Origin of the sequence: Parasphingomonas frigoris, assembly GCF_036663815.1 — a bacterium.
Classification (GTDB): Bacteria; Pseudomonadota; Alphaproteobacteria; order Sphingomonadales; family Sphingomonadaceae; genus Sphingomonas.
The window spans coordinates 1,097,828-1,122,786 of the sequence record NZ_JAXOJQ010000001.1 but is presented as its reverse complement, the minus strand read 5'-3'; the positions used below and the strand labels follow the sequence as shown (position 1 = coordinate 1,122,786).

Genomic DNA, 24,959 nt, shown 5'->3' with positions numbered 1-24,959 from the left:
CTGGGCGTTGAGGAAGCGAGGTCCGGTAGGACTGAGCCGACCCGGAGAAGACTCAGGGCGTTTTTTCGATCGTTGACAACGGCTCTGCTGCTGGCGCTGGCTGGTGCCGTGCCCGGCGCTCCGGCAGCAGCGCAGGATTTCACCGGCGTTTTCGACATGGGGTTGCTGACGGGCGGCCGGCAATTCGCCTTGAGCGTCCTAAAATTATTCGCAACAGATAAGGAGCTCGCGCCAGCCTCTGATCGAGGCCCGCCGGTGCGCCGGTCATTCGGCAAGCTGTTCTGCGAAGGCCACGACTGGCGGGCCGAAGCCGATCGGGCCAGTCAGCAACTGCAGCAGCGCCACCGTGCCCGCACCACATCGGTGGGTTGTGCCATCCCGCATGATTGCGCAGCCGGATCGCGGTAAAGATGAGCGCGGCGACTCCGAGGATACCTACGATCCATCGCCAGGATGATGTCGAGCGCAAACATGCCCGCGACATGGGTCGTGGCGCTGCGAGAGCGGTCCGTCCCCTAAAGGACGGACCGCCTGCTCGATCAGTAGTTCGACGTGTTGCCGTAGCGCGCGCGCTCGGCCGCGATGTCGGCGTCGGTATAGGCGGGCGCCTTGTCGTCGAAGCTGTTCCAGCCCGATTGGCGATAGGCGGCGCCGCGTGTGGTGGCCTCCACCGACTTGTTGCGCTGAAGCACGGCCTCGGCATCCGCAACAAGCACATCATCGACCCGAGCGCTGACCAAGGTGCCGCCGCGGCGTACGCCTTCGGAATAGACGTTCGCCTCTTCGTCGGTATGGCCCGCTTCCTTCAGCGCCCCGACGACCCCACCGGTTGCTGCGCCACCGGCCGCGCCGATGCCAGCGCCGACTGCGGTGGACGCGAGCCAGCCCGCCGCTACGATCGGACCCAGTCCAGGGATCGCGAGCAGACCCAAGCCGGCGAGCAAGCCGCCAACGCCGCCCAGCACCGCGCCGGTCGAAGCGCCGCGCGTCACGTCGCCGTCGTCATTGACGTCGTCGATGCCGCTCGTGCCGTCACGGTCATGATGGTCGCGCTTGTTGGCCATGATGCTGAGGTCGCCGTGGGGCACGCCCAGCCGTTCGAGTTCGTTCACCGCGTTGGTCGCGTCGGCATAGCTGTCGAACAGGCGTGTGATGGTCTTGGTCATTGAAAATCTCCTGAAATGGTCGTTCAGCGGGTCGTGACGTTGCCCTTGTAGTCGAGCCCGACCTGCACGCGCTTGCCATGGCGCATCGCCATGCCGCGCCAGACGCCATCGCGGTCCTTCGCCAGCTTGGAGACGCTGGCATAGCCTGCCTTGGCGATCCGACCGCGCGCCTGCGCTTCGCTGAACGAATTGCTGCCGCTCGCCGGCGTCGCGACATGACCGACGTCGCTGTCCTTGATGGCTGGGTTGTGCGATCCGGGATGCCCGGACTGAGCGAGTGCGCTCGACGACAATGCCGTAACCGCGGCTGCGGCCAAAATGATACGTTTCACGATTACTCTCCTATGGTCGGTGTCGACTGCACCGCGATCCTAAAAATTCCGCGGCGATCCGGAGCCGGATCGCCGCGCTGTCGCTCAGCGAACGGTGCCGCGACGAACGAGGTTGACGATCGCAAGCAGCACGACCGCGCCCAGCAGCGACACCAGGATCGACTGGATATTGATGGCGCCATCCATGATCGACGCGCCGCCGATGAGCGGGGTGATGATGAACCCGGCGAGCAGCGCGCCGACGATCCCGACGACGATGTTGAGGATGATCCCCTGCTGGCCGTCGGTCCGCATGATCATGCTGGCAACCCAGCCGATGAGGCCGCCGACGACGAGAAGAATGATAAGGTTCATAGGGAAAGCCCTCCAGTTTTGGTGATGCGACTAAAACCACGGGGAAGGCGTCGATGTTCCGGTTCCGCCATCCGCGGCCACCGCTCGGCTTGGTTGTTTCGCATCAGCACGATTGGTAGATTGCCGTGCTGCCGAGGGAACTTGCAGCGCTGTCTTGCGCTTCGACACGATGAACTCTTCCGCAATTAGCCCCGTTCACGGCCCCACGCTCCACCATCTCGAGCAGCTGATGGAAAGCCTGCTCGCCGGCGTCATTCTGATGGACCCGACCGGTGTAATCCTCAGCGCCAATGCCGCAGCGCTGGAGATGCACGGCATCGACACGGTCGAGGATCTGGGCGCGACGGCGGACGACTATGCGCAGCGATTCTGCCTGCGCTACCGCGACCAGCGCCGCCTGCCGCGCCGGGAATATCCGCTCGTGCGCTTGCTCGCGGGCGAGAGCTTCCCCGACCTGATCGTCGAAGTCGCACCGCTCGGCAGCAACACGCCGCGCTGGGTCCATCAGGTGCGCGACGTCGCGATGGACGACGACGGCGGCGAACCCGACTGCCTCGCGCTGGTCATCCACGACGTGTCGGAGCGCTTCGACGCCGAGGACCGCTTCGAGGCGATGTTCCAGGCCAATCCCGCACCCGCGATCATCGTCCGCGTGTCGGACCAGCGTTATGTCCGCGCCAATCAGGGCTTCCTCGATCTCGGCGGATATCATCGCGGCGACATCGTCGGGCGCAGCCTGTTCGAGCTCGACCTGCTGGCGAATGTCGATCGGCGCGAGCACGTCAAGGACTGCATCGCGGCGGGCAAGGTCATCCCGCAGCTCGAGGCGGAGTTGCCGCTCGCCGACGGGTCGACCAAGCTCGTCATCCTCGCCGGCCAGCCGATCGAGGTCGAAAACGATCCGTGCCTGTTGTTCACCTTCGCCGATCTGGAGCCGCGCCGCCGGGCGGAGCGGGCACTGGAGACCAGCGAACAGCATTTCGCGACGGTGTTCGACATGGCGCCCGTTGCGATGGTGGTGACCAAGGGCGACGACTATCGCATCATCAACGTCAACGACGCCTTCCGGCGCCTGACCGGCTATTCCGGGCACGATGCCATCGGCAAGGTCGCGGATGATCTGCAGCTCTGGAACGACGCCGCCCAGCGCGAGGGGCTGGAAGCGGAGATCGTGTCGCGCAGCGGCTTTCGCGGGCATGACGTCCGCGTGATCGGCAAGGACGGCGAGCCGGTCGATTGCATCGTCTCGGCCGAACGGATCAGCGTTCGCAGCGACGAGTGCGTGCTCTGGCTCTACCAGGACATCAGCGCACGCCGGCGAAGCGAGCTGGAACTGGTCGAGGCGATCGAGGCGGTGATGAAGGACGCCAACTGGCTCAGTCGCTCGATCATGGACAAGCTGGCGACGCTGCGAGGCCCGCGCGGCGCGGCACTGGTGAAAAAGGATGCTGCCGATATCAGCCCACGCGAGCGAGAGGTGCTCGAACTGATCTGCCAGGGCGTCGATGACAGCGGCATCGCGGAAAAGCTGGCGCTGTCGCGCAACACGGTGCGCAACCATGTGGCGCGGCTGTACGCGAAGATCGGCGTCAACCGTCGCAGTGCGGCGATCGTCTGGGCACGGGAACGGGGCATCGAGGGGTGATCAGGACGCGGTCTTTTGAGAGTCGCGACCTGCATTCGTACGGTGGGATCGGATGAACACCGCAGGGGCGCACGCCTTCGTCGATCAGCTCGCCAAGCTCCTCGAACTCGTCGGCGTCGGGATCATCATCGGCGGTGTCGCGCTGGCGGCGGTCCTGTTCGTGCGCTCGGGATTTCGTAGCGGCCAGTGGCAGGCCGCCTATCAGGACTGCCGATCCAACCTTGGTCGCGGCATCCTGCTCGGGCTCGAGTTGCTGGTCGGGGCGGACATCATCTCGACGATTACCGCACCGCTCACGGTGCAGAGCGTCGCGCTGCTCGGCGGTATCATCGTGATCCGGACCTTTCTCAGCTTCTCGCTGGAGACCGAGATCGAGGGGTGCTGGCCATGGCAGCGCGCCGGCCGCGACCGGAGTGACCGGGAGGGTTCGTGACGGGAGATCACGGCGCCGGCCTGACCGCGCAACGCCCGCGCAACGCCTATGACGCATCGCCTTCGGCTGCTGCCGGCGCCGCCGCCGGTTTCGCGTTCCATGCCGGCGTCGGCTCCCCCGCGAGGTTGCGGACGAAGAAATCGAATTGCCGCCGTGCGACATAATCGATCGGCCCGGTCGAACGCCCGACGCTGTGCTCGCCGCCGGGAACGACGAGCAATTCGAAATCCTTGTTCGCCTTGATCAGCGCGTTCGCGACCTGCATCGTCGAGGCGGGGTCGACGTTGCTGTCCTGTTCGCCGACGATCATCAGCAGCTTGCCGGTCAGTTGCGCGGCGTGATCGACGCCCGATGCCGCGGCATAGCTCGCGTCGACCGGCCAGCCGAGCCACTGTTCGTTCCAGCTGATCTTGTCCATCCGGTTGTCGTAGCAGCCGGCATAGGCGACACCGGCCTTGTAGAAATCGCCGTGGAATAAGAGCGCGTTGAGCGTGCTCTGCCCACCCGCCGACGCACCGTAGATGCCGACGCGGGTAATGTCATAAGCCGGATCGCGCTTCGCCAGCGCCTTGTGCCACAGGATTCGGTCGGGAAAGCCGCTGTCGGCGAGGTTCTTCCAGGCGACGTCCTGAAACGCCTTGGAACGGTTGGCGGTGCCCATCCCGTCGATCTGGACGACGATGAAGCCGAGATCGGCCTGCTCCTGCATCCCGATCACCTTGTCGCCGCCCGAATGGAAGCCGAACGGCCAATAGCCCTTGGGCACGAAGCTGTCGTGCGGGCCGGCGTAGATGTTCTCGATCACCGGATACTGCTTGCCGGGATCGTAATCGCGCGGCCGCACCACCACTCCCCAGATGTCGGTCACGCCGTCGCGGCCTTTGGCGACGAACACTTGCGGAGGGCGGAAACCGGCGGCGCGCAAGCGCGTGTCGTCACCGCGCGAGATCGTCGCGACCACCGCACCGTCGCTCGCGCGGTTGAGCGTGCTGATCGTCGGCAGATCGACCCGCGACCAGGTGTCGACATAGTGCGTCATGTCGGGCGAGAAGCGAACGTCGTGGTCCGCTTTCTCCGGGGTCAGCGCGGTGAGGTGCTTTCCGTCGAAATCGACGCGATAGGCGTGGCGGAAATACGGGTCCTCGCCCGGGGTCATCCCGCTCGCGGTGAACCACAGCTGGCGCTTGGCATCGTCGACATGCAGCACGTCGCGCACCACCCAGGCGCCAGTGGTGATCCGGTTGCGCACCCGCCCGGTTCGCCCGTCGACGAGATAGAGGTGGTTCCAGCCGTCGCGTTCGGACGCCCAGATGATCTCATCGCCCTTGCCGCCGACTTCATAGGCGTAGCGGCGGTCGGCGTAGACGAAGGTCTTTGCATCTTCGGTGACGGCGGAGTGCGGCGTGCCCGTGTCTGCGTCGACCGCGATGATGCGCGCCTGGCCGAAGCCGCGGCGGATGTAATCGAAGGCTACGCTCTTGCCGTCGCTGCGCCAGCGGGGGGGCGAGAGCTGGTAGGGGTTGGGGAAGAGCGTTGGGTCGATCACGGTTTGTTTGCCGGTCGTTACGTCGAACAGCACGGGTTGTTCCTGGTCGATCGCGTCGCCGGGTTTTGGGTAGAGCTGGGTGCGGAGTGCGGGTTGGAGCTGGCTGGCGGGGGACGTTTCTACGCGGAGGACGTGGCGCTGATAGCCGGGGCGGACGCGGTAGATCATGAGGTGGCGGCTGTCGGGGGACCAGCGGAGGGTTTCTGGGTCGTAGAAGTTTCCGGCGGAGCCGTCGGTGCTGAGGGGAGTGTCTTCTTTTAGCCCCTCCCCTTTAGGGGAGGGGTTGGGGGTGGGGCGTGTCTCATCGAGAGCTCGGCTTGCTGGACTTCCCCACCCCAACCCCTCCCCTGATGGGGAGGGGCTTTTCGGAAGCTTGCGCAGCACCAGATTATCGCCCCCGACGAACGCGGTGTAGCGTCCGTCGGGCGAGACCTGCGGCCTGTTCTCAGCCGGAACAGACAGATCGCGCACAACGCCGAACCCGCGCGGCTGTAAGGAAGAGGGGGCATCGGCGGAACAGCGGTACGCAACCACGTCGCACTGCCATCCCCCGTCGTCGAGCGCGAAGCTGATCGTCCCGACGTCCGCGCCGTGGTCGAACTCCGCAAACGGCAAGTGCAGCGGATCGAGTGCCTCCTTCCGCGCGGCCCCCAGCGCCGCGGCAAGCCGGACCGCATCGAACGACGGCCGCTTCGCCAAAGTCCGCGCATCCACCGTCTCGAACGCAAAGCCGCCCGCAACCGTCTTGCGGTACGAGAACGCCCGGCTGTCCGCCGTCCAGTGCGCCGGCCCGGCCACCTCGCGCGTGAGATCCTGCCAAGCGCGCCGAAGCCCGATCGAGCGCCGGAACGCCGCCTCGTCTGGTCCTGCCAGCGCCGTACCAGGCACCACGACCAGCAGCAGCGCAAGAACCGCGCGCGACGCGATCACGCCCGCGTCCCGATCAGCGGAAGCATCGCTGGCGCGAGTCCGTCACCGCGCGCTTCCAGCCGGATCGCTCCGCCACGCGGCCCCGCCTGGATCACCGCCGCGCACAGCCCGTTGAACGCCGACCGCTGCGGCGCGTGGTCGGGTTCGAGACTGCGCGGATCGCCATTGCCGACGCCGAGCAAGCGCGCATCGCCCGACAGTGCGAAATGGATCGCGTCGGTCGCGGTCGGCACCTCGCGGCGCTGCGCGTCGAGCACCGCCGCGCGCACCACCGCGACCTCACCCGGCGCAAGCCGTCGCCGATCGCTGCTGAGGCCGATGCGAGCGGCGGGCCCCGTCGTCGCGCGTTCGGCGGTCAGGATCTGGCGGCCGTCGCGATACCCCTGCGCCGTGATCGTGCCGGGTGCATAGGCCACGTCCCATTCGAGGTGGCGATTGCGCACCACCGGCTTGCGCCCGAGGCTCTTGCCGTTGAGCAGCAGTTCGACCTCGCCGCAGTTGCTGTGGACCCACACCGACACCGGCTTGCCCTCGCGCCCCGGCCAGTTCCAGTGCGGGAACAGGTGAAGCACCGGCGCGCTGCCCCACCACGCGCGGTAATAGTGATAATTGTCCTTGGGGAAGCCGCACAGGTCCATCTGGCCGAAGTTGGAGACATTCTCCGGCCAGCGTTCGAACGGCGTCGGCTCGCCGCGATAGTCGAACCCGGTCCACACGAACCCGCCGCTCAGGAAAGCGCGCTCGTCGTAGAAGCGCCACCAGGTTTCCGCGCTCGTCGCCCAGCGCGGGAAGTCGGTGTCATACGCCGGCACGAAGCCCTCGGCGTCGTTGCGGGCATATTCGCCGCGCGTCATCACCGTGCTGCCGGTCTCGGTGCCGATCATCGGGACGTTCGGGTGCGACGCGTGATAGCCGTCGATCGCGTCGAGGTAGTAATTGCATCCCATCACGTCGAGCACGCGCGACGCGCCCTCGCCGAACTTGCCGTTGAACGCTTCGGTCACCGGCCGCGTCCCGTCGAGTTGGTAGATCCGCCGCTTCATCGTCTCGGCGATGCGCGCGCCCGTCTCGGTGCCGCGGTGAATTTCCTCGTTGCCGATGCTCCACAGGAAGATGCTCGGATGGTTGCGCCCGCGCCGCACCATCCGCTCGAGCTGGCTCATCGCTTCGGCATTGCTCGACATCTGGCGGGTTTCCTCGAGCACGAGGATCCCCATCCGGTCGCATGCCGCGAGGATCGCGGGGGCGGCGGGGTGATGCGTCGAGCGATAGGCGTTGGCGCCCATCGCCTTGAGCTGCTCGAGCCGCCAGACATGGAGGCTGTCGGGCACCGCGAAGCCGACCCCGGCATGATCCTGATGGTTGCACGTGCCCTTGATCTTGACCGGCTGGCCGTTGAGGAAAAAGCCCTTGTCCGCGTCGAAGCGGAGCGTGCGGATGCCGAAGGTCGTCTGGTCGTTATCGACCACCGCGTTGCCAACGAGGATCTCGGTCGTAAGCGTGTAGAGGTGCGGGGCTTCCAGCGACCACAGGGTGGGCTGTGCGATCAGCGTCTGCTGGGTCGTCGTCAGCGTCGCCCATTCGGGGAGCGTGATGGGGTCCGACAGCAGCGTCGCGACCACGCGCCCGGTGGCGTCCGACACGGTGGAGCGGACTTGCGCGGTGGCGGCGGGTCCGTCGTTGATGATCTCGGTCAGCAGCTGCGCTTGGGCGCCGTCGGCCTCGACGGTGCAGCGCACGGTGGCGCCGTAGTGCCGGATATGGACCGGCGCGGTCTTGACGAGCCGAACCGAGCGATACAGCCCGGCGCCTTCATAGGACCATGCCTCGCCGAGGCTGACGTCGCAGCGGACGACGAGCACATTGTCCACGCCGGCCCGCGCGAAATCGGTGATGTCGAGCTCGAACGGGGCATAGCCGCTCTCGTTCGCGCCGACGAAGAAGCCGTTGAGGATCACCTGGCAGACGCGCGACACACCGTCGAACCGAAGCAACAAGCGCCGCCCGGCATCGGTCTTGGGAAGCGGCAGGATGCGGCGATACCAGCCGATGCTGGTCGCAGGCCACATCCGCCCGAGCGGCTTGAACCCCTGGAACGCGCCGGTCTTGTCGGCGTCGCTGCCCGCCGGACCGAAGCGTTCGAACGGCAGGTCGACCGCCCAGTCATGCGGCAGCATCACCGCTTCCCAGCCCGAGACGTCGAACTCCGGCGTGGTCACCGGGGTGCCGGCATCGCCCGATTTGGCGTAGCTGTCGTGCGACCGGCCAAAGCCGAAATCCTTCGCCGGATCGGCGGCGTGCCCGAGATGAAAGCGCCAGCCCGCATCGAGCGAGATCGTCTCGCGCGGACCGGGCGCGGCAGTGTCGCGGGACGCTGCGGCGGCGGCGAGTGGGGCAGGGGGAAGGATCGCGGCGAGCGCGGTCGCGCCGCTCGTCTTGAGCAGGTCGCGGCGGTGGAGCACGGTCATCTATCCTCTCCCGAATGCGGCAACGGACCGGACGCCGCGGCGTCCGATCCGTCGGTTCCCGTCCGCGCGGCGTCAGAAGGTGACGGTCGCGCCGACGAAGAGATACCGTCCGAGCGTGTCGTACACGCCGGGATAGGTATTGCCATTGCCGAACGAAGCCAGGGCTCCCGCCGCGATCGCCGGCGGATCCTTGTCGAGCAAATTGTTGACGCCGGCGCGGAGCTGGAACGCCTTGTCGATGCTGACCGTCACCGCCAGGTCGAAATAGTCGTAGGTCGGGATGCGCGCGTTGATGACGCTCGGCGTGCCGTTGAGGAAGGCATTGCTCGACAGCGACGACAAGGTCGTCCCCGCCAGATGCCGCCACGACAGCGACAGCGTCGAGCCCTGCCGGGTCAGCAAGGTGGTCCGCAGGACATGCCGCCAGACCGGGCTCGGCTGGCCGCAGGTGTAGCCGTACAGCCCCTTGCAGTTAAACGACCCGAGGCCCGGCAGCGGCTCAAGCGACTGGTCGAGCAGGCGCGTGCCGACCAGGTTGAGGTTGATCTTGCCGAGTGCACCGATCCCGAAGGTGAGATCGCTGGTGATATCGATCCCCGAGGTCTTGAGCGAGCCGGTGTTGTAGGTCGTCGCGACGATATAGCCGTTGGTGCCGAACAGCGCGCCCGAGCGCGGATCGCGCTTGAACAGGCCGCAATAATACGGGTCGGCGGTCGCGACGCACTGGCTGATCACCAGCGACGGGCTGACCGAGCTGATGTAATCCTTCACCTTGATGTTGAAATAGTCGACCGACAGCGTGAAGTTCTTGATCATCCGCGGGGTCAGCACGATCCCTGCGGTATAGGTATCGGCGGTCTCGGGCTTGACTGCGGTGTTGCCGCCGAATTGCGCCGAGCAGGTGTCCGACGGGCAGGAGATGATGCTGCCATATTGCGTCGCAGTGACGCCGGTCTTCTGGCACGCCGAGAGCGACGCGGTCGGCGAGGCGCCCGAGCACGGATCCTGCGCGGCGACGTTCCCGACGAATTGCGCGCCGAACAATTCGGCGACGTTCGGCGCACGGATCGCGCGGTTGTAGCTCAGCCGCAGCCGCGCGTCGCGCACCGGCGCCCAGCTGGCTTCGCCCTTGTACGTCCAGACGTTGTAGCTCGACTTGAGCCCGGTCGAGGCCTGGTCGTTGGTGTAGGCCGAGTAGCGCAAAGCGCCGTTGAGCGTCAGCGCGTGCGCGAAGGGCAGGTCCTGCAGGATCGGGATTTCGACCTCGCCATAGCCTTCATTGACGGCGATCCGCCCGTCGGCGTTCGACGTCCCGCCCTGTTGCGCGATCGCGTCGGCAGTGAAAGCGAGCGTCTCGACGCGGTGTTCGAAGCCGAGCGCGATGTTGACGCCGCGCGTCGCCCACGGGCTGGCGATGCCGAACGTGGCAAGGTCGCCGGTGACGTTGGCCGACACCACCGACAGCATGTTGCGCGAGGCGGTGTTGCTTTCCGAGAACATATAATTGGATTGCGCCGCGGTGATGCTGTTCGGGCTGAAGACGTTGACCGGAATACACGCCGGATCGGTGCCGTTGATAACCGAGCGGCAGGTTGCGACGCCGTTGACATTGACCACGTCGAGCGCGCGCTGCGCCTTCACATTGTCGATGTTGTTCATGTACGTCTCGTCATATCGCACGAGCGAGCGCAGATAGTTGACGTCGTAGCTGAAGCCGCGTCCGAGATCGCCGCGGACGCCCGCGGTATAGCGGAAATCCTCGTGGCGCAGATTGTCCTGGCGCGATTGCTGGTCGCCCAGGCGGTAGCCGATCAGCGTGTCCTGCGTCGCTGCCGTTCCGGCTGTGGCGCCGCACAGCGATTGCTGCTGCGCTGCGCTCATCAGCGGGTTGTTGCAGGGTACGGTGAAGGCCGTGCCGAGGAACAGCGCAGACGGAGCGGCCTGCGACAGCGTCCGGTCGTTCATGTACATGAAGCTGCCGTACACTTCGGCGACCGGCGCGATCTTGAACTTGACGAACGCACCCGCGGTATAGCGTTCGTCCGACCGCTGGATGTAGTTGGTCGGGGCGTAGTTGTAGGCGTAGCTGGGATCGTACGGCACCCAGGTCTGCGTGCCGTTCTTGTTGTTGGTCAGCGTCTTGCCCTGGTTCGGGCCGCCGAGCGGGGCGAAGGTGCCATAGGTCGTGTTGCTCGATCCGCCACAGGTGAGGCCGGTGCCGGCATCGTCGACCTGATTGAGCGCGCAGGCCGAGACGTCGCGGGTCGACTGGAGGATCGGATCGGCATGGCGATAGCCGCCATAAACGGTGATGTTGCCGCGCCCGTCGGCAAAGTTTTTGCCATAAGCGGCGTTGAGATCCTGCTTCCCGCCATCGGCGACGCTGCGGTCGGCATTGGTGTAGCCGCGCTGCGAGATCAGGTTGCGGACGTAGCTGTTGCCGTTGGTGTGCTGGGCCAGGCTGCTCTGCGCATCGAGCCGCAGCCCGTCGAAATGATCCTTGAGGATAAAGTTGACCACGCCCGATACCGCGTCCGAGCCGTAGACCGCCGAGGCGCCACCGGTGAGCACGTCGACGCGGTCGATCAGCGTCGATGGGATGGCGTTGAGGTCGACCGCCTGCTGCGGCATCAGGCGCTGGCCGTTGACCAGCACGAGCACGCGGTTCGAGCCGAGATTGCGCAGGTTAATGTTCGACGTACCGTCCGATCCGTTCGAGACGTTGTCGTTCGCATCGGCGGTAAATTGCGGAAGGCGGTTGAGCACGCTCTCGACGTTGACCGCGCCCTGATATTTGAGTTCCTGGCTGCCAACCGAGGTAATCGGGCTGTTGCTCTCGAGATCGGGGCGCTTGATGCGCGTGCCGGTCACGACGATCGCATCGGCCGTTGCGTCACCCGACGTCGTCACCGGTCCTGCTTCGCCACCCGCCGGGCCCGGGACAGTCTGGGCGTAGGCGGTGGACGACATCAGCATTGCGATAAAGGCGCCCGCACATGCGCGCCGACCGACGATATCGAGTTTGTTTGCCATCGTTGTCACTCCCCTGGCCATTGACCCTGAGCGGTGCAATCGACCACTTTCTTGATCGTATGTCAAATACCTTATACGATCTTGATCAAGCTTGAAGTGTGATCGTTGCGTGATGATACCGCCAGCCAATGCTTTCCGAGCAAATCTTCGCGTCAAACCATTGGAATATTTCGTGAATAGGTATGTAGCGCGCATCGAGCCGATCTAAGTACCGCCACACGGAGCAGCGCGCGGCTTTGTTGCGCGACATGTCCATCGGCCGATGGACTTCGGGAAGCCGACTCCTATAGGCCAAGCGGGCAGCGCGCGACCGGCCGCGCTCGCGTCGCCGGTTGCGGAAGCGGCTGACGGGCGATAGGAACGTGCAACAAAGGTTGACGATGCAAGTGCCACCGACCGTTTCGACCTTGGCCGAGTTGGCCGACCTTGCCGGTGTTTCCGTCGCTACTGTTTCGCGCTCGCTGGCGGGGAACCCCGTGATCGCCAAGGCGACACGCGAGCGGATCGTCGCGCTGGCGAGCGAGCACGGCTTCAAGGTCAACCAGGCCGCGCGCAACCTCCGCCTCGGGCGGACCGGCGCGATCGGCGTGGTGTTGCCGCTCGGCCACGAAGCCGAGCAGCATCTGTCGGACCCGTTCTTCATGAGCCTGCTCGGGCCGCTCGCGGACGCGATCGCCGATCGCGGGCATGACCTGCTGCTGTCGCGGGTCATCCCGGCGAACGATCGCTGGCTCGATGCGATCGTCGATGCCGGGCGCGTCGACGGCGTCGTCGTGGTCGGCCAGTCGAACCAGATCGACGCGATCGAGCGCGTTGCCGCGCGCTACCGCCCGATCGTCGTGTGGGGCGCGGACGTGCCCGACAAGACGCAGACCACCGTCGGGACCGACAATGTCGCGGGCGGGCGACTCGCCGCCGAGCATCTGCTCGCGCAGGGGCGGCGGCGGCTGGCGTTCTTCGGCAATATCGAAGTGCCCGAATTCGCCGCGCGCTATGTCGGATTCCAGCAAGCGCTCGCCGCGTCGGGCAGCGGGCAGGCGACGCTGCTGCCGATGCATTTGACGAGCGAGGCGTCGTACGCCGCGATCGAAGCGTATCTCGCGGGGCATTCGTCGCCCGATGGCATCGTCGCCGCGTCGGACGTCATCGCGATGAGCGCGCTGCGCGCGCTCGCGGCGCACGGCAAGCGCGTGCCGCAGGACGTCAGCGTGGTCGGCTATGACGACGTCGTGATCGCGATGCACACCACCCCGCCGCTCACCACGGTGCGGCAGGATGTCGCGCGCGGGGCAGGGGTGCTCGTCGACCTGCTGTTCCGCCGGATGGAGGGCGCCGACGTCGAGTCGGTGACGATGGCGCCCGAACTGATCCTGCGCGGCTCGGCCTGATCAGGCGATATCGGGGCGTGCCGGCGTGCGGATCCGCCACGTCGCCATCGCCGCTGCTAGCATCATCGCGCCGCCCAGCATGAGCACGTGCCGCGGATCGCCGCCGAGCAGCGGGCGGTAGGCGAGCCACACGAACAGAATCTCCACCATCATCGGGATGACGATGAACATGTTGAAGATGCCCATATAGACGCCGGTCCGCTCGGGCGGGATGGCGTTTGCGAGCATCAGATAGGGGTTGCCCATCAAGCTGCCCCAGCCGATGCCGATGCCGACCATCGCGACGATCAGCAGCGGGATCGACCCGGTCGACGCGATCGTCAGCATGGCCGCACCCGACGCCACCATCGCGACGGCATGGATCGGCTTGGCGCCGAAGCGCCGCGCGAACGGCACCATCGCAAAGGCCGAGACGCACGCGATGATATTGTAGAAGGCGCCAAGCTGCCCATTGAGCAGCCCCGCGTCGCGAAAGCCGACGCTTGCCGGGTCGCTGGTGTGGAACACCCCGCGGGCAAGCGCGAGCACGACGTATTGCCAGTAGCAGAACATCCCGAACCACTGGAACAGCATCGCCACCGCGAGCTGGCGCATCGTCGGCGGCATGTCGCGGATCGCCTCGACCAGCCCGGTGATCGTCGAGCGGACCGACAGCGGATCGGCGGTGATCGCGGCGTCTTCTTCCGGCGTCAGCGGCAATTCGGGGACGCGCCACACCGACCACAGGATCGTCGTGATCGACAGGATCGCCCCGATCAGGAAGCTGATTCGCGTGATTTCGGGAATGCCGTTGCTGTCGAGCGCATCCTTGTTGATGCCCCACCACACCAGCAACGAGGGGGCGAGATACGACAGTGTCTGCGCGAGCCCGGTGAAGGCGCTCTGCGTCAGGAAGCCGAGCGGGCGCTGCTGCTCGACGAGCCGGTCGCTGACATAGGCGCGGTACGGCTCCATGGTCACGTTGTTGGCCGCGTCGAGCACCCACAACAGGCTCGCCGCCATCCACAGCGTGCGGCTGTACGGCATCGCCAGCAGCGAAAGGCTGCACAGGATCGCGCCGATCAGGAAATAGGGGGTGCGGCGCCCGAGCCGGGTGCGCGTGCGGTCGCTCATCGATCCGATCAGCGGCTGGATGATCAGCCCGGTCATCGGGCCCGCCAGCCATAGCAGTGGCATGCTGCCCTCGTCGGCGCCGAGATAGCTGTAAATCGGGCCCATGTTGCTTTGTTGCAGCCCGAAACTGAATTGCAGCCCGAGGAACCCGAGGTTCATCTGCAGGATACGCGCGAACGACAGGTGCACCTTGCCGACCGATCCTCTGGTCACAGTCTCACTCTCCCCTTGGACGGACTGTTGCCGCCCTGCAACGCGCTCTAGCTGTTTACGCAAACGATTGCAATTTCTGCTTGCAATCGTTTGCGTGAAAAGTTTAGGGCCGTTGCGAGCCGGATAAACGGCCATACCGTTTCAGGAGAGTGATATGTTGAAAGGGCGCACCCTTTTTCTCGCCACCACCGCAATGATGATCGGCACCCCAGCGTTCGCGCAGCAGGTGGCGCCGCCCGCGGCTGATGCCCCGGCCCCCGTTCAGACCGACGCCGAAGCGTCGAACAAGGACGACATCATCGTCACCGCCGTGGCGCGCGGGCAGAACCGCCTCAACAGCTCGGTCTCGGTCAGCTCGCTCAACGCCGACGCGATCGCCAACGCGGCACCGCGCTCTGCCGCAGAACTGTTCCGCAGCCTGCCGGGCATCCGTTCGGAATCGTCGGGCGGCGAGGGCAATGCCAACATCGCCGTGCGCGGCCTGCCGGTCGCATCGGGCGGCGCCAAGTTCCTGCAGCTGCAGGAAGACGGCCTGCCGATCCTCGAATATGGCGACATCGCCTTTGCCAACACCGACATCTTCCTCCGCACCGACTTCAACGTCGCCCGCGTCGAGGCGGTTCGCGGTGGTTCGGCCTCGACCTTCGCGTCGAATTCGCCCGGCGGCGTGATCAACCTCATTTCCAAGACTGGCGAGCAGGAAGGCGGCTCGATCCAGGGTACGGTCGGGCTCGACTATGGCGAATATCGCCTCGATGCCGATTACGGCGGCAAGCTGAGCGATACGCTGCGCTTCAACGTCGGCGGCTTCTACCGCGTCGGTGAAGGCCCGCGTCGCGCCGGCTATGACGGCAACAAGGGCGGGCAGATCCGCGGCAACATCACCAAAACCTTCGATCGCGGCTTCTTCCGCCTCAATGTCAAATATCTCGACGACCGCGCGATCGCCTATCTGCCGAGCCCGGTCCGCGTGACCGGCACCAACAGCGACCCGAAATATGCGTCGCTGCCGGGTCTCAGCGCCAATAACGACACGATCCACAGCATCTATTTCACGCGTGCGGTGACGCTCGACGGCGCGAACAATCGCGAGGTCGACGACATTCGCGACGGCATGCACCCGGTGGTCAAGGCGATCGGATTCGAAACCGAGTTCGAAGTCGCCGACGGCTGGAAGGTCAGCGACAAGTTCCGCTATTCGGACATTTCGGGCCGCTTCATCTCGCCTTTCCCGGCAACCGTCGACACCGCGCAGAACCTCGCCAACGCGATCGGTGGCCCAGGTGCGATCGTGAGCTATGCCAATGGCCCCAATGCCGGCCAGCTCTATGCCAACCCGACGACGTCGAACGCGATCGGCGTCGTGCTGTTCAACGCCAAGCTCAACAGCCTCAACAACATCACCAACGATCTGCGCGTCAATCGTCGCTTCAACGCGGGTGACGGGTCGATCGATTTCTCGGCTGGCTTCTACAAGTCGCGCCAGACGATCAATGTCGACTGGACCTGGTCGTCGTACCTGCTCGACGCGAAGGGCGATAACGCCGCGCTGCTCAACGTCCGCACGGCGGCTGGCGCATCGCGCACCGACAACGGTCTGGTCGCGTATGGCGCGTCCTATTTCGGCAATTGCTGCCGCCGCAGCTACAATGTCGATTACGACACCAACGCGCCGTTCGCCTCGATCGGCTATACCGGTGGCGGGTTCAATGTGGACGCGAGCGTCCGCTACGACACCGGTAGCGCGCGCGGCTTCGTCGTCGGCGATGGCCCGGTGACGAGCTTCGACGTCGATGGCAACGGGACGATTTCCTATCCCGAGACGCAGACCACGGTGCTTCCGCTCAACAGCCCGCAGCCGGTCAATTACAATTTCCATTATGCGTCCTATTCGTTCGGCGCGAACTACCGGCTGGCGAGCGATCTCTCGATCTTCGCACGCTACAGCCGCGGCGGCCGCGCCAATGCCGATCGCTTCCTGTTTAACGCCAACAATGTCAGCCCGACCTCGGGTCTGCTCCAGCCGGGCGCACGGCCGGTCGACTTCGTCCGCCAGGCCGAGGCCGGGGTGAAGTACAGCCATGGCGGGTTGAACCTCTACGGCACGGCGTTCTGGGCCAAGACCGCCGAGCAGAATTTCGAAGCGACCAGCCAGAAGTTCTTCGACCGCACCTATCGTGCGTACGGGCTCGAGCTCGAGGGCAATTATCGCATCGGCGGGTTCAGCCTCGCGGCGAACGGAACCTTCACCAAGGCGAAGATCATCAGCGACAACGTGACGCCCGCCGTCATCGGCAACCGTCCGCGCCGCCAGGCCGAGTTCGTCTACAAGATCACCCCGCAATACACGACCGGGCTGTTCACGCTCGGTGCGAGCGCGATCGGGACGACGTCGAGCTACACGCAGGACACCAACCAGCTGAAGCTGCCCGGCTTCACCCAAGTCAACGCTTTCCTGAGCGTGCGTCCGATCGCGCGGGTGCAGGTCTCGATCAACGCCAACAATGTGTTCAACACCAAGGGCTTTACCGAGGCGGAGGAAGCGTCGATCCCGGCGAACGGCATCGTCCGGGCGCGTTCGATTAATGGCCGCACGATCGCGGCTGCGGTCAAGCTCGACTTCTGAACCGATCGCCCCGCGCGCGCGCTGTGCGCCCGGGGCGTTTTTTGACTGACCTAATGGGTAGCGTTTTATGACAACGATCTGGTCTCGCGATGCCGTGGCGGCGATCGCGCTCCGCCCGATTCCCGAAGTCCCGCGCATTGCCGCGCAGAGCATGGCGCCGGTCCTGCCGGGCTATGACCTGTGGGATTACTGGCCGCTGCAGGAGCGCGACGGACGGACGGCCGAGATTGCCGGCGGTGCGCTGCAGATGCTGCTGTCCGCGCCCGTCTTGCCCGATCCTGAATCGCGCCACGGGCTCGCCCGCATCCGGTTGATGCACGAAACGCCGCACGGCTGGCGCGATCTCGGCGATCTGCTGCCCGACGGCTTCGCGCCGGGCAGTCGCGAATGGTCGGGGTCGGCGATCGTCACGCCGCAGCATGACCGCGTGACGCTCTATTTCACTGCGGCGGGGCATCGCGGGGAGGCCGAGCCGGGCTTCGACCAGCGCTTGTTCGAGACCAGCGCGACGCTGTCGATCGTGGATGTGCCGCGGCTGACGGACTGGTCGGTGCCGGTCGAATCGGTCGCGGCCGATGGCCAGATCTATGCGCGCGACATGACCGGCGGCGGCGCGATCGGCACGATCAAGGCGTTCCGCGATCCGGCATGGTTCTGCGATCCGGCCGATGGCGCCGAATATCTCATCTTCGCCGCCTCGCTCGCGCAGTCTTCCTCTCCATGGAACGGCGCGGTCGGGGTGGCGCGGCGAAGGGGCGGGCAATGGACGCTCGAGCCGCCGCTGATCACCGCGGACGGCGTCAATAACGAGCTCGAACGGCCGCATCTCGTCCATCACGATCAACGGTATTACTGCTTCTGGTCGACTCAGCGAAAGGTGTTTGCGGATGGCGGCCCGTCGGGGCCGACCGGGCTGTACGGCATGGTTGCCGAGAGCCTCGCCGGGCCGTGGGCGCCGCTCAACGGAACCGGGCTGGTGTGTGCCAATCCGCCGTCGGCGCCGATGCAGGCGTACAGCTGGCTGGTGCTCGGCGACCTCAGCGTGATCAGCTTCGTCGATCGGCCTGATCTGCCGACCGATCCGATCGATCCGGTCGCGGCGCGACGCGTGTTCGGCGGCACGCCGGCACGTCCTTTCCGGATCCTGCTCGCCGCCGATCGCGCCACAGTGGCGTAATCGTGCCGGGCGACGAGGACGCCGGCGCGCGCGGTTCCTCATACAGGCGAACGCAAGTTCTCACCGTGAAAAAAAGCCGACGCGGATGGCGGTTCTTCGGGGCTGATCCCCCGCATTGACGATCATTCGACCTATCACGCCTGATCTTGAGGGCGACCTTCGCCGAAAGATTGCTTGAGATAGATCAAGTCTACCCATTCCGGCGGAGCCAAACCGCGTTCCGCACCGTTACCGTATCCTGAAATCGAGCAGGAAATACGGTCAGCTTCATGCGAATAGCGATCATCGCCCATCTTAAACATGCGATTATCGAGCCTTTCGCTGGCGGCCTCGAGATGCACACGCACCTCCTGGCGAAGCGGCTGCGCGAGCGGGGCCATGACGTCACGCTCTTCGCATCGACTCATTCCGACCCGGCCACCGGGCTTCGCGCGATTTGCGACGAGACAACTCTCATGGCGGCCGGCGTTGCCGAGGCGTCGGACATCGTCTTCTTTCGCGAACATCATGCCTATCTCGGCCTGATGTCCGAGCTGCGGCGCGGCGACTTCGACATCGTGCACAACAATTCCCTGCATTACCTTCCCGTCACGCTGGCCGATACGCTGCCGATGCCGATGGTGACGAGCTTGCACACTCCGCCGTTCTGCTGGCTCGAGAGCGGCATTCGCCACTGTCGCGGCGAAGCGGCACGGTTCGTTGCAGTGTCGGAGGCAATCCGCACGATGTGGTCGCCGATCGTCGCGATCGACCGCGTCGTCGCCAACGGGATCGACCTCGATCGCTTTGCCTATCGCGCGGTAGCGGACGCCGACCCCTATCTCGTCTGGTACGGGCGGATCGTGCCCGAGAAAGGCACGCATCTGGCCATCGCCGCGGCACGACGGCTGGGATTGCCGTTGCGGATCGCCGGGCCGGTGTCGGACCCCGATTATTACGCGGCCGAGGTCGCCCCACAGCTCAGCGAAACGATCCGCTATGTCGGGCATCTCGATCATCAGGCGCTCTCGGCGCTGGTCGCGGGTGCCCGCGCATTCCTGTGCACCCCGCAGTGGGACGAGCCCTACGGGCTGGTGGTCGCCGAGGCGCTGGCCTGCGGGACGCCGGTCGCCGCCTTCGCGCGCGGGGCGATCCCGGGTCTGCTCGATGCGGAGAGCGGCGTGCTCGCCACGCCTGATGACGTCGCGTCGCTCGCCGATGCCGCGCGCCGCGCGATGACGCTCGACCGCGCCGCCTGTCGCGCCCGCGCCGATGCGATCTGCGATGCAGATACGATGATCGACGGCTATGAAGCGCTCTACGCCGAAATGACCGGGCAGGACCCGATCGCCGCGCCGCTTTGGCCGGTCGATTTCGCGGTCGCGGCGCAGGCCGCTGCCCGGTGAGCAGACCGCTGTTTTGCGTCTGCGTGCCGGCACGCAACGAGGCCGCACGCCTCCCGGTCCTGCTCGATGCCTTGGCGGCCCAGACGGTCGGTGGGCCTGTTCCGGTCGCGATCTGCATCAACAATAGCGATGACGGCAGCGTCGCCGTCGCGGAGGCTGCGGGTGCGCGCCACGCCGGACGGCTGGATCTGATGATCGACGATTGCAGGCTTGCGCCGTCCGTCGCGCACGCCGGGACCGCGCGGGGTCGTGCGATGGCGGCAGGCTATGATCGCATCGGGGGATCCGGCTTGCTCGTATCGACCGACGCCGACTGCCGTCCGCCGCGCGACTGGCTTGCCGCGACCATGACGGCATATGCCGGGGGCGCGACGCTCATCGGCGGCCGGATCGAGCTCGACGACGCGGAGCCGATCGCGCCCGCGATCACCGCGATGCGTGCGCGGTTCGATCAGTATTGGACGGCGGTGCGCGCGATCGAGGATGCGATCGATCCTGTCCCGCACGATCCGCCGGCGCGGCATGGCGATCATACCGGCGCGAGCCTTGCGATCGATGCCGCCTTGTACCGCGCCGCCGGTGGGGTGCCGGCGATACCGACCGGCGAAGATCGTGCGCTGGTGATTGCCGCACTCGGTGCAGGTGGCCGGCTCGTCCATCCGGTCGCGGTGTGGACGCGGGTGTCGGCGCGGACCGAGGGTCGCGCCGCAGGCGGCATGGCACTGGCCATGGCCGAGCTTGCCGATACGATCGACCGCGGGGATCATCCCACCGTCCCTGCCTTTGCCCACTGGGCCGAGCGTGCGCACTGGCGCCGCGCCACGCGAGCGACGCAGGGTGTCGCAGCCATGCTCGCGGCCGAGGAGGCGTTGCCGCCGATGCCCGCGGACATGCCGCTTCCGAACCTGCCGCAATGACGCGCGCGATCGGTTATTACGTGCATCACCACGGTGCCGGACATCGCGCCCGCGCGGCGATTGTCGCGGGTGCGGCCGGTGGGCGCGTCACGCTGCTCGGCACGGGGCTGGCCGGGAAGGTCGGACCGCATCGCTCCGTCGAGCTTCCCGACGACCGCCTCGAATCGACCTTTGACGGCAAGGATGCGACCGCCGAGCGACCCGCCGCGCTGCACTATGCGCCACTCGATCATGACGGTATCCGGCGGCGCGTCGCCGCGATCACGCGGTGGATTGCCGAGGCGCGACCGGCGGTGATGGTGATCGACGTATCGTGTGAGGTGGCGATGCTGGCGCGTCTCGCTTCAGTCGCGACCGTCTATGTCCGGCTCGGCGGGGTACGCGACGATGTGCCGCATCGCGAGGCGTTTCGCGGCGCCGCCATGCTGGTCAGCCCGTTCGCGCAAGCGCTCGACGCGCCGGATACCGCCGGCTGGGTGCGCGAGAAGACCCTTTATTGTCCGGGCCTGGTCGAACGACCAGCTATCCGTGCGGTCGAGCCGGGTTCGGTGCTGGTCGTCGTCGGACAGGGCGGCATGGCGAGCGACGGCGCCGCGTGGGTGCGCGCGGCGCGCGCTACGCCGGACCGACGGTGGACCGTGATTGGCCAATGTTCGGGACCGGACGAGCTGCCGGGCAATCTGACGCTGGCGGGGTGGGTCGACGATGCCCCCCGGCGGATCGCCGAAGCCGAAATCGTCGTCGGCAGTGCCGGCGACGGCGTCGTCGGCGCCGTGCTTGCCGCCGCTCGGCCCTTCATCTGCATGCCCGAGGCGCGTCCGTTCGACGAGCAACGCTGCAAGGCCGCCAGTCTTGTCGCGGCCGGCGCAGCGGTGCTCTGCGAGCAGGCGGAAAGCGCCGACTGGGCAGCCCTCATCGCCCAGGCGCATCAGCTGTGGCCCGAACACAGCGCCGCGCTCGACGATCCCGCGGGGGCCGCGCGGCTCGCCGACCATCTGCTCGCGCTTGCCGACAGGACGACACGATCATGACCTTGCCGGTACGCGAAGATCCGCTGGTCGCGGCATTGGCCAGCCTCGGCGCGCGCTACGATGCCGCGCCGGCCTTTCCGACGGAGAGCATCGACCTGCTAGCGCGTGCCGGCCTGCTGCGCCGCTTCGCCCCAGAGGCTGCGGGCGGCGACCGCTTCGCCGATGCGGAGACGCGGCATCTCGCGATGTTCGATGCGCTGCGCCAGGTCGGACGCGGCGATCTCAGCGTCGGTCGGCTGTTCGAGGGCCATGTCAACGCGCTCGCGCTGTTCGGCTGGTATGCCACGCCAGCCCAGCAGGCGTGGCTTGCGACGGCACTCCAACGCGATGCGATGTTCGGGGTGTGGGCGACCGAGCCACCGCCGGGCGTGGCGCTCGACACGTCGGCGGGCGCTGCTACCTTGCGGGGCGCGAAGAGCTTCGCCAGCGGCGCGGGCGGGATCGCCTACGCGATCGTCACGGTGCAGCCAGCCGCGGGCGATCGCCGGCTCGCGATCGTCGCCGCCGACGACCCGGTGCGCACCGACGCGAGCGCCTGGCGGGTGCGGGGGATGCGCGCCAGCGTGAGCGGAGGCTACGATCTCACCGGCTGCGGCGTTGCGGACGACGCCTTGCTGGGCGAGCCGGGCGATTATGACCGCGAACCGCGCTTCACCAGTGGCGCATGGCGCTTCGCCGCGGTGCAGCTCGGCGGGATCGAGGCGCTGCTTGCCGAGACGCGCGCGGCATTGTCCGGCGCGGCGCGCGCCGATCCGCTCGCCCGCGCGGCATTCGGGCAGGCGCTGGTCGCGACGCGCACGGCGTGGCTGTGGGTGCGACAGGCGGCGCTTCGCGCGGCGGACGAGACGGACGATGCGCCTGCCTTTGCGCGGATGACGCGGGGCGTGGTCGAGCGCGCCGGGCTCGACGTGATGGAACATGCGGCGCGGCTGATCGGCACGCGCAGCGCCTTTACCGGGCAGCGGATCGACAAGATCATCCGCGATCTCAGCCTGTATCTGCGGCAGGCGGGGCCCGACCAGGTGCGCGATACGGCGGTGGTCGAGTGGCTCGACCACGACTGTTTCGGTGAGGACCCGTTATGGTGAGCGGCGCGCTGCCACTGCACGCGAGCCGCTTCGCGACCGCGCGCTGGCTCGTGCTCGCACCGCACGCCGATGACGAGACGCTGGGGGCAGGGGCCCTCGTCACGCAGGCCGCTCGTGCGGGACGGCTGGCGGGTGTGGTCTATCTGACCGATGGCGCCGGGTCGCACGACGCGGGTGGCGCGCGGCTCGCACGGCTGCGGCAACGCGAGGCGCGGTTGGCGGTGCGGCGGCTGGCAGGTCGCGCTGCGCCGGCGCCGGTGTTTCTCGCCTGGCCCGATGCGCAGCCGTTCGCGGTGGGAAGTTCGGCATGGCGCGCAACCGTCAGGACGCTCGCGGCGGTGATCCGCTTGCGCCGCGTCGATGCGATCGCTGTCACCGGCGCGGAGGAACCGCATTGTGACCATGCCGCGTTCCACGCGCTGGCATGCGCTGCGATTGCGTCGGCCCATCGTGCGGTCGCTTTGTTCGCCTATCGCGTCTGGACCGACCCGGCCACGCCGCCCGCGCGCCATACCCTGCGCACGCGCAGCATGCCGCCCGGCCTGCGCCGACATGCCCTGCTGGCGCACCGCAGCCAGACCAGCGCAGCCTTCGGGCCGGGCTTTCGGCTCGCGCGGGCGACGTGGCGCATGCCGGCGAGCGACGTGCTGCATTTCAACCCGCGCCCAACGAGGACCCAGCCGGATGCCCGCTGACCAAAGCCTGCCCGCCGCCTATTTCGACGGCATCTTCGCGCAGGATGACGATCCCTGGTCGCTCGCGAGCAGCGCATATGAAGCGGCGAAGTTCGACCACACGATCGCCGTGCTGGCGGACCGCCGCTACGCGTCCGCGCTGGAGGTCGGTTGCGCGCATGGCGTGCTGACGCAGCGCGTGGCGCCGCTGTGCGACGCCCTGCTCGCGATCGACATCGCCGCCAAGGCGGTCGACCAGGCCCGCGCGCGCTGCCGCGATCTGCCGCAGGTGCGGGTCGAGCGCGTCGCCTTCCCCGGCGAAACGCCCGATAGCGCTGCGACCGACCTCGTCTTGATGTCCGAGGTCGTTTATTATTGGAACGACCGCGATATCGTCGCTGCGGCGGCCTGGGTGCGAGCGCATGTGACGAGCGGGGGTCGGATCCTACTGGTGCATTACACCGGCGAAACCGATTATCCGCAGACGGGCGACCAGGCGGTCGCCAAGCTCGCCGCCGCGCTGGGCGACACGGTCTGCGTCGAGCTCGCCGAACGGCGCGACCGCTACCGGCTGGATCTCTGGGCGCGCCGATGACGGGTCTGAGTGTCCTGACAATCGTCCGCAACCGCGCGGGCCATTTCGGCAATCTGGTCGAAGGCTTGCGGCGCTCCGCGATGGTGCCGTCGGAGCTGATCGTGATCGACATGAGCGATGCACCGATCGCAGCGCCGGTCGCCGACTTCGCGATCGAAATGCTGCGGCTCGAGACGAACGGCCTGCCGCTCGCGGCCGCGCGCAATCGCGCCGCCGCGGCGGCCTCGGGCGATCGCCTCCTGTTTCTCGACGTCGATTGTATTCCCCTGAGCGACTGCCTCGGTCGGCTGGACGCGGTGCTCGCCGAGCAGGATGCGCTGCTGTGCGCCGATGTCCGCTACCTGGGCCCCGATGATGCGCGCGGCACCTGGACCGAGCACGACCTGCTGACGGCGGGTGCGCCCCATCCGGTGCGCGCCTTCCCGACGACGGGCGTCCGCCGCGAGGACAACCCCGGTCTGTTCTGGTCGCTCGCCTTCGCGATCCGGCGGGCGCGGTTCGAGGCGCTCGGCGGGTTCGACGAACGCTTTTCGGGCTATGGCGCGGAGGATACCGACTTCGGCTTTCGCGCCCATGCCAAGGATGTGCCGCTGCTGTTCGTGGGGGGCGCTGTCGCCTGCCATCAACATCACACGGTGTTCGATCCGCCGCTCCAGCATTTTGCCGATATCCTGCGCAATGCCGCGCAATTCCGCCGCATCTGGGGCTTCTGGCCGATGCGCGGCTGGCTCGACGCCTTCGCCGCGCGGGGCTTGATCGCGATGACCGACGCGGAGCTTCGCGTGCTGCGCCACCCGACGCAAGACGACCTTCTGGCGGCGGAGCAGACCGGCTGATCACGGCAC

At 66.9% G+C, this 24,959-nt stretch carries 21 protein-coding genes; 13 read left to right on the top strand and 8 right to left on the bottom strand.

The genetic code is table 11. The features are described from left to right. Positions 1 to 72 precede the first annotated feature (72 nt). Positions 73 to 408 (top strand): hypothetical protein, encoded by a 336-nt coding sequence (locus U1872_RS05100; protein ID WP_332791767.1) that lies wholly within the window; start codon positions 73 to 75, stop codon positions 406 to 408. Between the two features lie 131 nt (positions 409 to 539). On the opposite strand, the gene U1872_RS05095 is transcribed toward U1872_RS05100, so the two are convergent. The 3 genes from U1872_RS05095 to U1872_RS05085 all read right to left on the bottom strand — a co-directional run bounded on the left by U1872_RS05095 (position 540) and on the right by U1872_RS05085 (position 1,852). Then, positions 540 to 1,166 carry a general stress protein gene (locus U1872_RS05095; RefSeq protein WP_332791766.1) on the bottom strand — a complete coding sequence of 209 codons (627 nt, stop codon included), beginning with the start codon at positions 1,164 to 1,166 and terminating at the stop codon, positions 540 to 542. A gap of 23 nt (positions 1,167 to 1,189) precedes the next feature. Then, a complete protein-coding gene (locus tag U1872_RS05090; RefSeq protein ID WP_332791765.1) occupies positions 1,190 to 1,498 on the bottom strand; it encodes a hypothetical protein in 309 nt (102 codons plus the stop codon). A gap of 84 nt (positions 1,499 to 1,582) precedes the next feature. Continuing rightward, positions 1,583 to 1,852, bottom strand: coding sequence for a GlsB/YeaQ/YmgE family stress response membrane protein (locus U1872_RS05085; protein ID WP_332791764.1), 270 nt, complete (start codon positions 1,850 to 1,852; stop codon positions 1,583 to 1,585). Positions 1,853 to 2,006: 154 nt separating this feature from the next. On the opposite strand from U1872_RS05085, the gene U1872_RS05080 reads away from it, so the two are divergent. Beyond that, positions 2,007 to 3,497, top strand: coding sequence for a PAS domain S-box protein (locus U1872_RS05080; RefSeq protein WP_332791763.1), 1,491 nt, complete (start codon positions 2,007 to 2,009; stop codon positions 3,495 to 3,497). Between the two features lie 52 nt (positions 3,498 to 3,549). Beyond that, entirely contained in the window at positions 3,550 to 3,930 is a 381-nt protein-coding gene (locus tag U1872_RS05075; protein ID WP_332791762.1) for a DUF1622 domain-containing protein, read from the top strand. Between the two features lie 46 nt (positions 3,931 to 3,976). Here U1872_RS05075 and U1872_RS05070 read toward each other — a convergent pair whose 3' ends face one another. The 3 genes from U1872_RS05070 to U1872_RS05060 all read right to left on the bottom strand — a co-directional run bounded on the left by U1872_RS05070 (position 3,977) and on the right by U1872_RS05060 (position 11,907). Further along, on the bottom strand, positions 3,977 to 6,406 hold the full coding sequence (locus U1872_RS05070) for a DPP IV N-terminal domain-containing protein (RefSeq protein WP_332791761.1): 2,430 nt from the start codon (positions 6,404 to 6,406) through the stop codon (positions 3,977 to 3,979). Next, complete coding sequence (gene galA / locus U1872_RS05065; protein ID WP_332791760.1) at positions 6,403 to 8,874, bottom strand: beta-galactosidase GalA; 2,472 nt, start codon at positions 8,872 to 8,874, stop codon at positions 6,403 to 6,405. Before galA ends, U1872_RS05070 begins: the two co-directional genes overlap by 4 nt. A gap of 72 nt (positions 8,875 to 8,946) precedes the next feature. Continuing rightward, a complete protein-coding gene (locus U1872_RS05060; protein ID WP_332791759.1) occupies positions 8,947 to 11,907 on the bottom strand; it encodes a TonB-dependent receptor domain-containing protein in 2,961 nt (986 codons plus the stop codon). A 380-nt stretch (positions 11,908 to 12,287) separates the two neighbouring features. On the opposite strand from U1872_RS05060, the gene U1872_RS05055 reads away from it, so the two are divergent. Continuing rightward, positions 12,288 to 13,295: a LacI family DNA-binding transcriptional regulator gene (locus U1872_RS05055; protein WP_332791758.1), complete on the top strand. Its 1,008-nt coding sequence runs from the start codon at positions 12,288 to 12,290 to the stop codon at positions 13,293 to 13,295. Here the strand turns inward: U1872_RS05055 and U1872_RS05050 are convergent, their stop codons facing one another. Then, positions 13,296 to 14,621: an MFS transporter gene (locus tag U1872_RS05050; protein ID WP_332791757.1), complete on the bottom strand. Its 1,326-nt coding sequence runs from the start codon at positions 14,619 to 14,621 to the stop codon at positions 13,296 to 13,298. 154 nt (positions 14,622 to 14,775) lie between these two features. On the opposite strand from U1872_RS05050, the gene U1872_RS05045 reads away from it, so the two are divergent. Together U1872_RS05045 and U1872_RS05040 are read left to right on the top strand one after the other, a co-directional pair. Beyond that, positions 14,776 to 17,247, top strand: a complete 2,472-nt coding sequence (locus tag U1872_RS05045) for a TonB-dependent receptor domain-containing protein (protein WP_332791756.1) — start codon at positions 14,776 to 14,778, stop codon at positions 17,245 to 17,247. A gap of 67 nt (positions 17,248 to 17,314) precedes the next feature. Continuing rightward, positions 17,315 to 18,424: a glycoside hydrolase family 68 protein gene (locus U1872_RS05040; protein ID WP_332791755.1), complete on the top strand. Its 1,110-nt coding sequence runs from the start codon at positions 17,315 to 17,317 to the stop codon at positions 18,422 to 18,424. Between the two features lie 134 nt (positions 18,425 to 18,558). Here U1872_RS05040 and U1872_RS05035 read toward each other — a convergent pair whose 3' ends face one another. Beyond that, positions 18,559 to 18,804 (bottom strand): hypothetical protein, encoded by a 246-nt coding sequence (locus tag U1872_RS05035; RefSeq protein WP_332791840.1) that lies wholly within the window; start codon positions 18,802 to 18,804, stop codon positions 18,559 to 18,561. Here U1872_RS05035 and U1872_RS05030 point away from each other — a divergent pair. From U1872_RS05030 to U1872_RS05000, 7 genes are read left to right on the top strand one after another with little or no spacing between them, the layout of a single operon-like run. Then, positions 18,694 to 19,809, top strand: coding sequence for a glycosyltransferase (locus U1872_RS05030; RefSeq protein WP_332791754.1), 1,116 nt, complete (start codon positions 18,694 to 18,696; stop codon positions 19,807 to 19,809). The two genes, U1872_RS05035 and U1872_RS05030, sit on opposite strands and share 111 nt — an antisense overlap. Next, entirely contained in the window at positions 19,806 to 20,726 is a 921-nt protein-coding gene (locus U1872_RS05025) for a glycosyltransferase family 2 protein (RefSeq protein ID WP_332791753.1), read from the top strand. The genes U1872_RS05030 and U1872_RS05025 overlap by 4 nt, the downstream gene beginning before the upstream one ends. Beyond that, positions 20,723 to 21,757 (top strand): glycosyltransferase, encoded by a 1,035-nt coding sequence (locus U1872_RS05020; RefSeq protein ID WP_332791752.1) that lies wholly within the window; start codon positions 20,723 to 20,725, stop codon positions 21,755 to 21,757. The genes U1872_RS05025 and U1872_RS05020 overlap by 4 nt, the downstream gene beginning before the upstream one ends. After that, positions 21,754 to 22,845, top strand: a complete 1,092-nt coding sequence (locus U1872_RS05015) for an acyl-CoA dehydrogenase family protein (RefSeq protein ID WP_332791751.1) — start codon at positions 21,754 to 21,756, stop codon at positions 22,843 to 22,845. Before U1872_RS05020 ends, U1872_RS05015 begins: the two co-directional genes overlap by 4 nt. Then, complete coding sequence (locus U1872_RS05010; protein WP_443025322.1) at positions 22,842 to 23,540, top strand: PIG-L deacetylase family protein; 699 nt, start codon at positions 22,842 to 22,844, stop codon at positions 23,538 to 23,540. The genes U1872_RS05015 and U1872_RS05010 overlap by 4 nt, the downstream gene beginning before the upstream one ends. Beyond that, positions 23,530 to 24,114, top strand: coding sequence for an SAM-dependent methyltransferase (locus U1872_RS05005; protein ID WP_332791749.1), 585 nt, complete (start codon positions 23,530 to 23,532; stop codon positions 24,112 to 24,114). Before U1872_RS05010 ends, U1872_RS05005 begins: the two co-directional genes overlap by 11 nt. Beyond that, a complete protein-coding gene (locus tag U1872_RS05000) occupies positions 24,111 to 24,950 on the top strand; it encodes a glycosyltransferase family 2 protein (RefSeq protein WP_332791748.1) in 840 nt (279 codons plus the stop codon). The genes U1872_RS05005 and U1872_RS05000 overlap by 4 nt, the downstream gene beginning before the upstream one ends. Positions 24,951 to 24,959 lie beyond the last annotated feature (9 nt).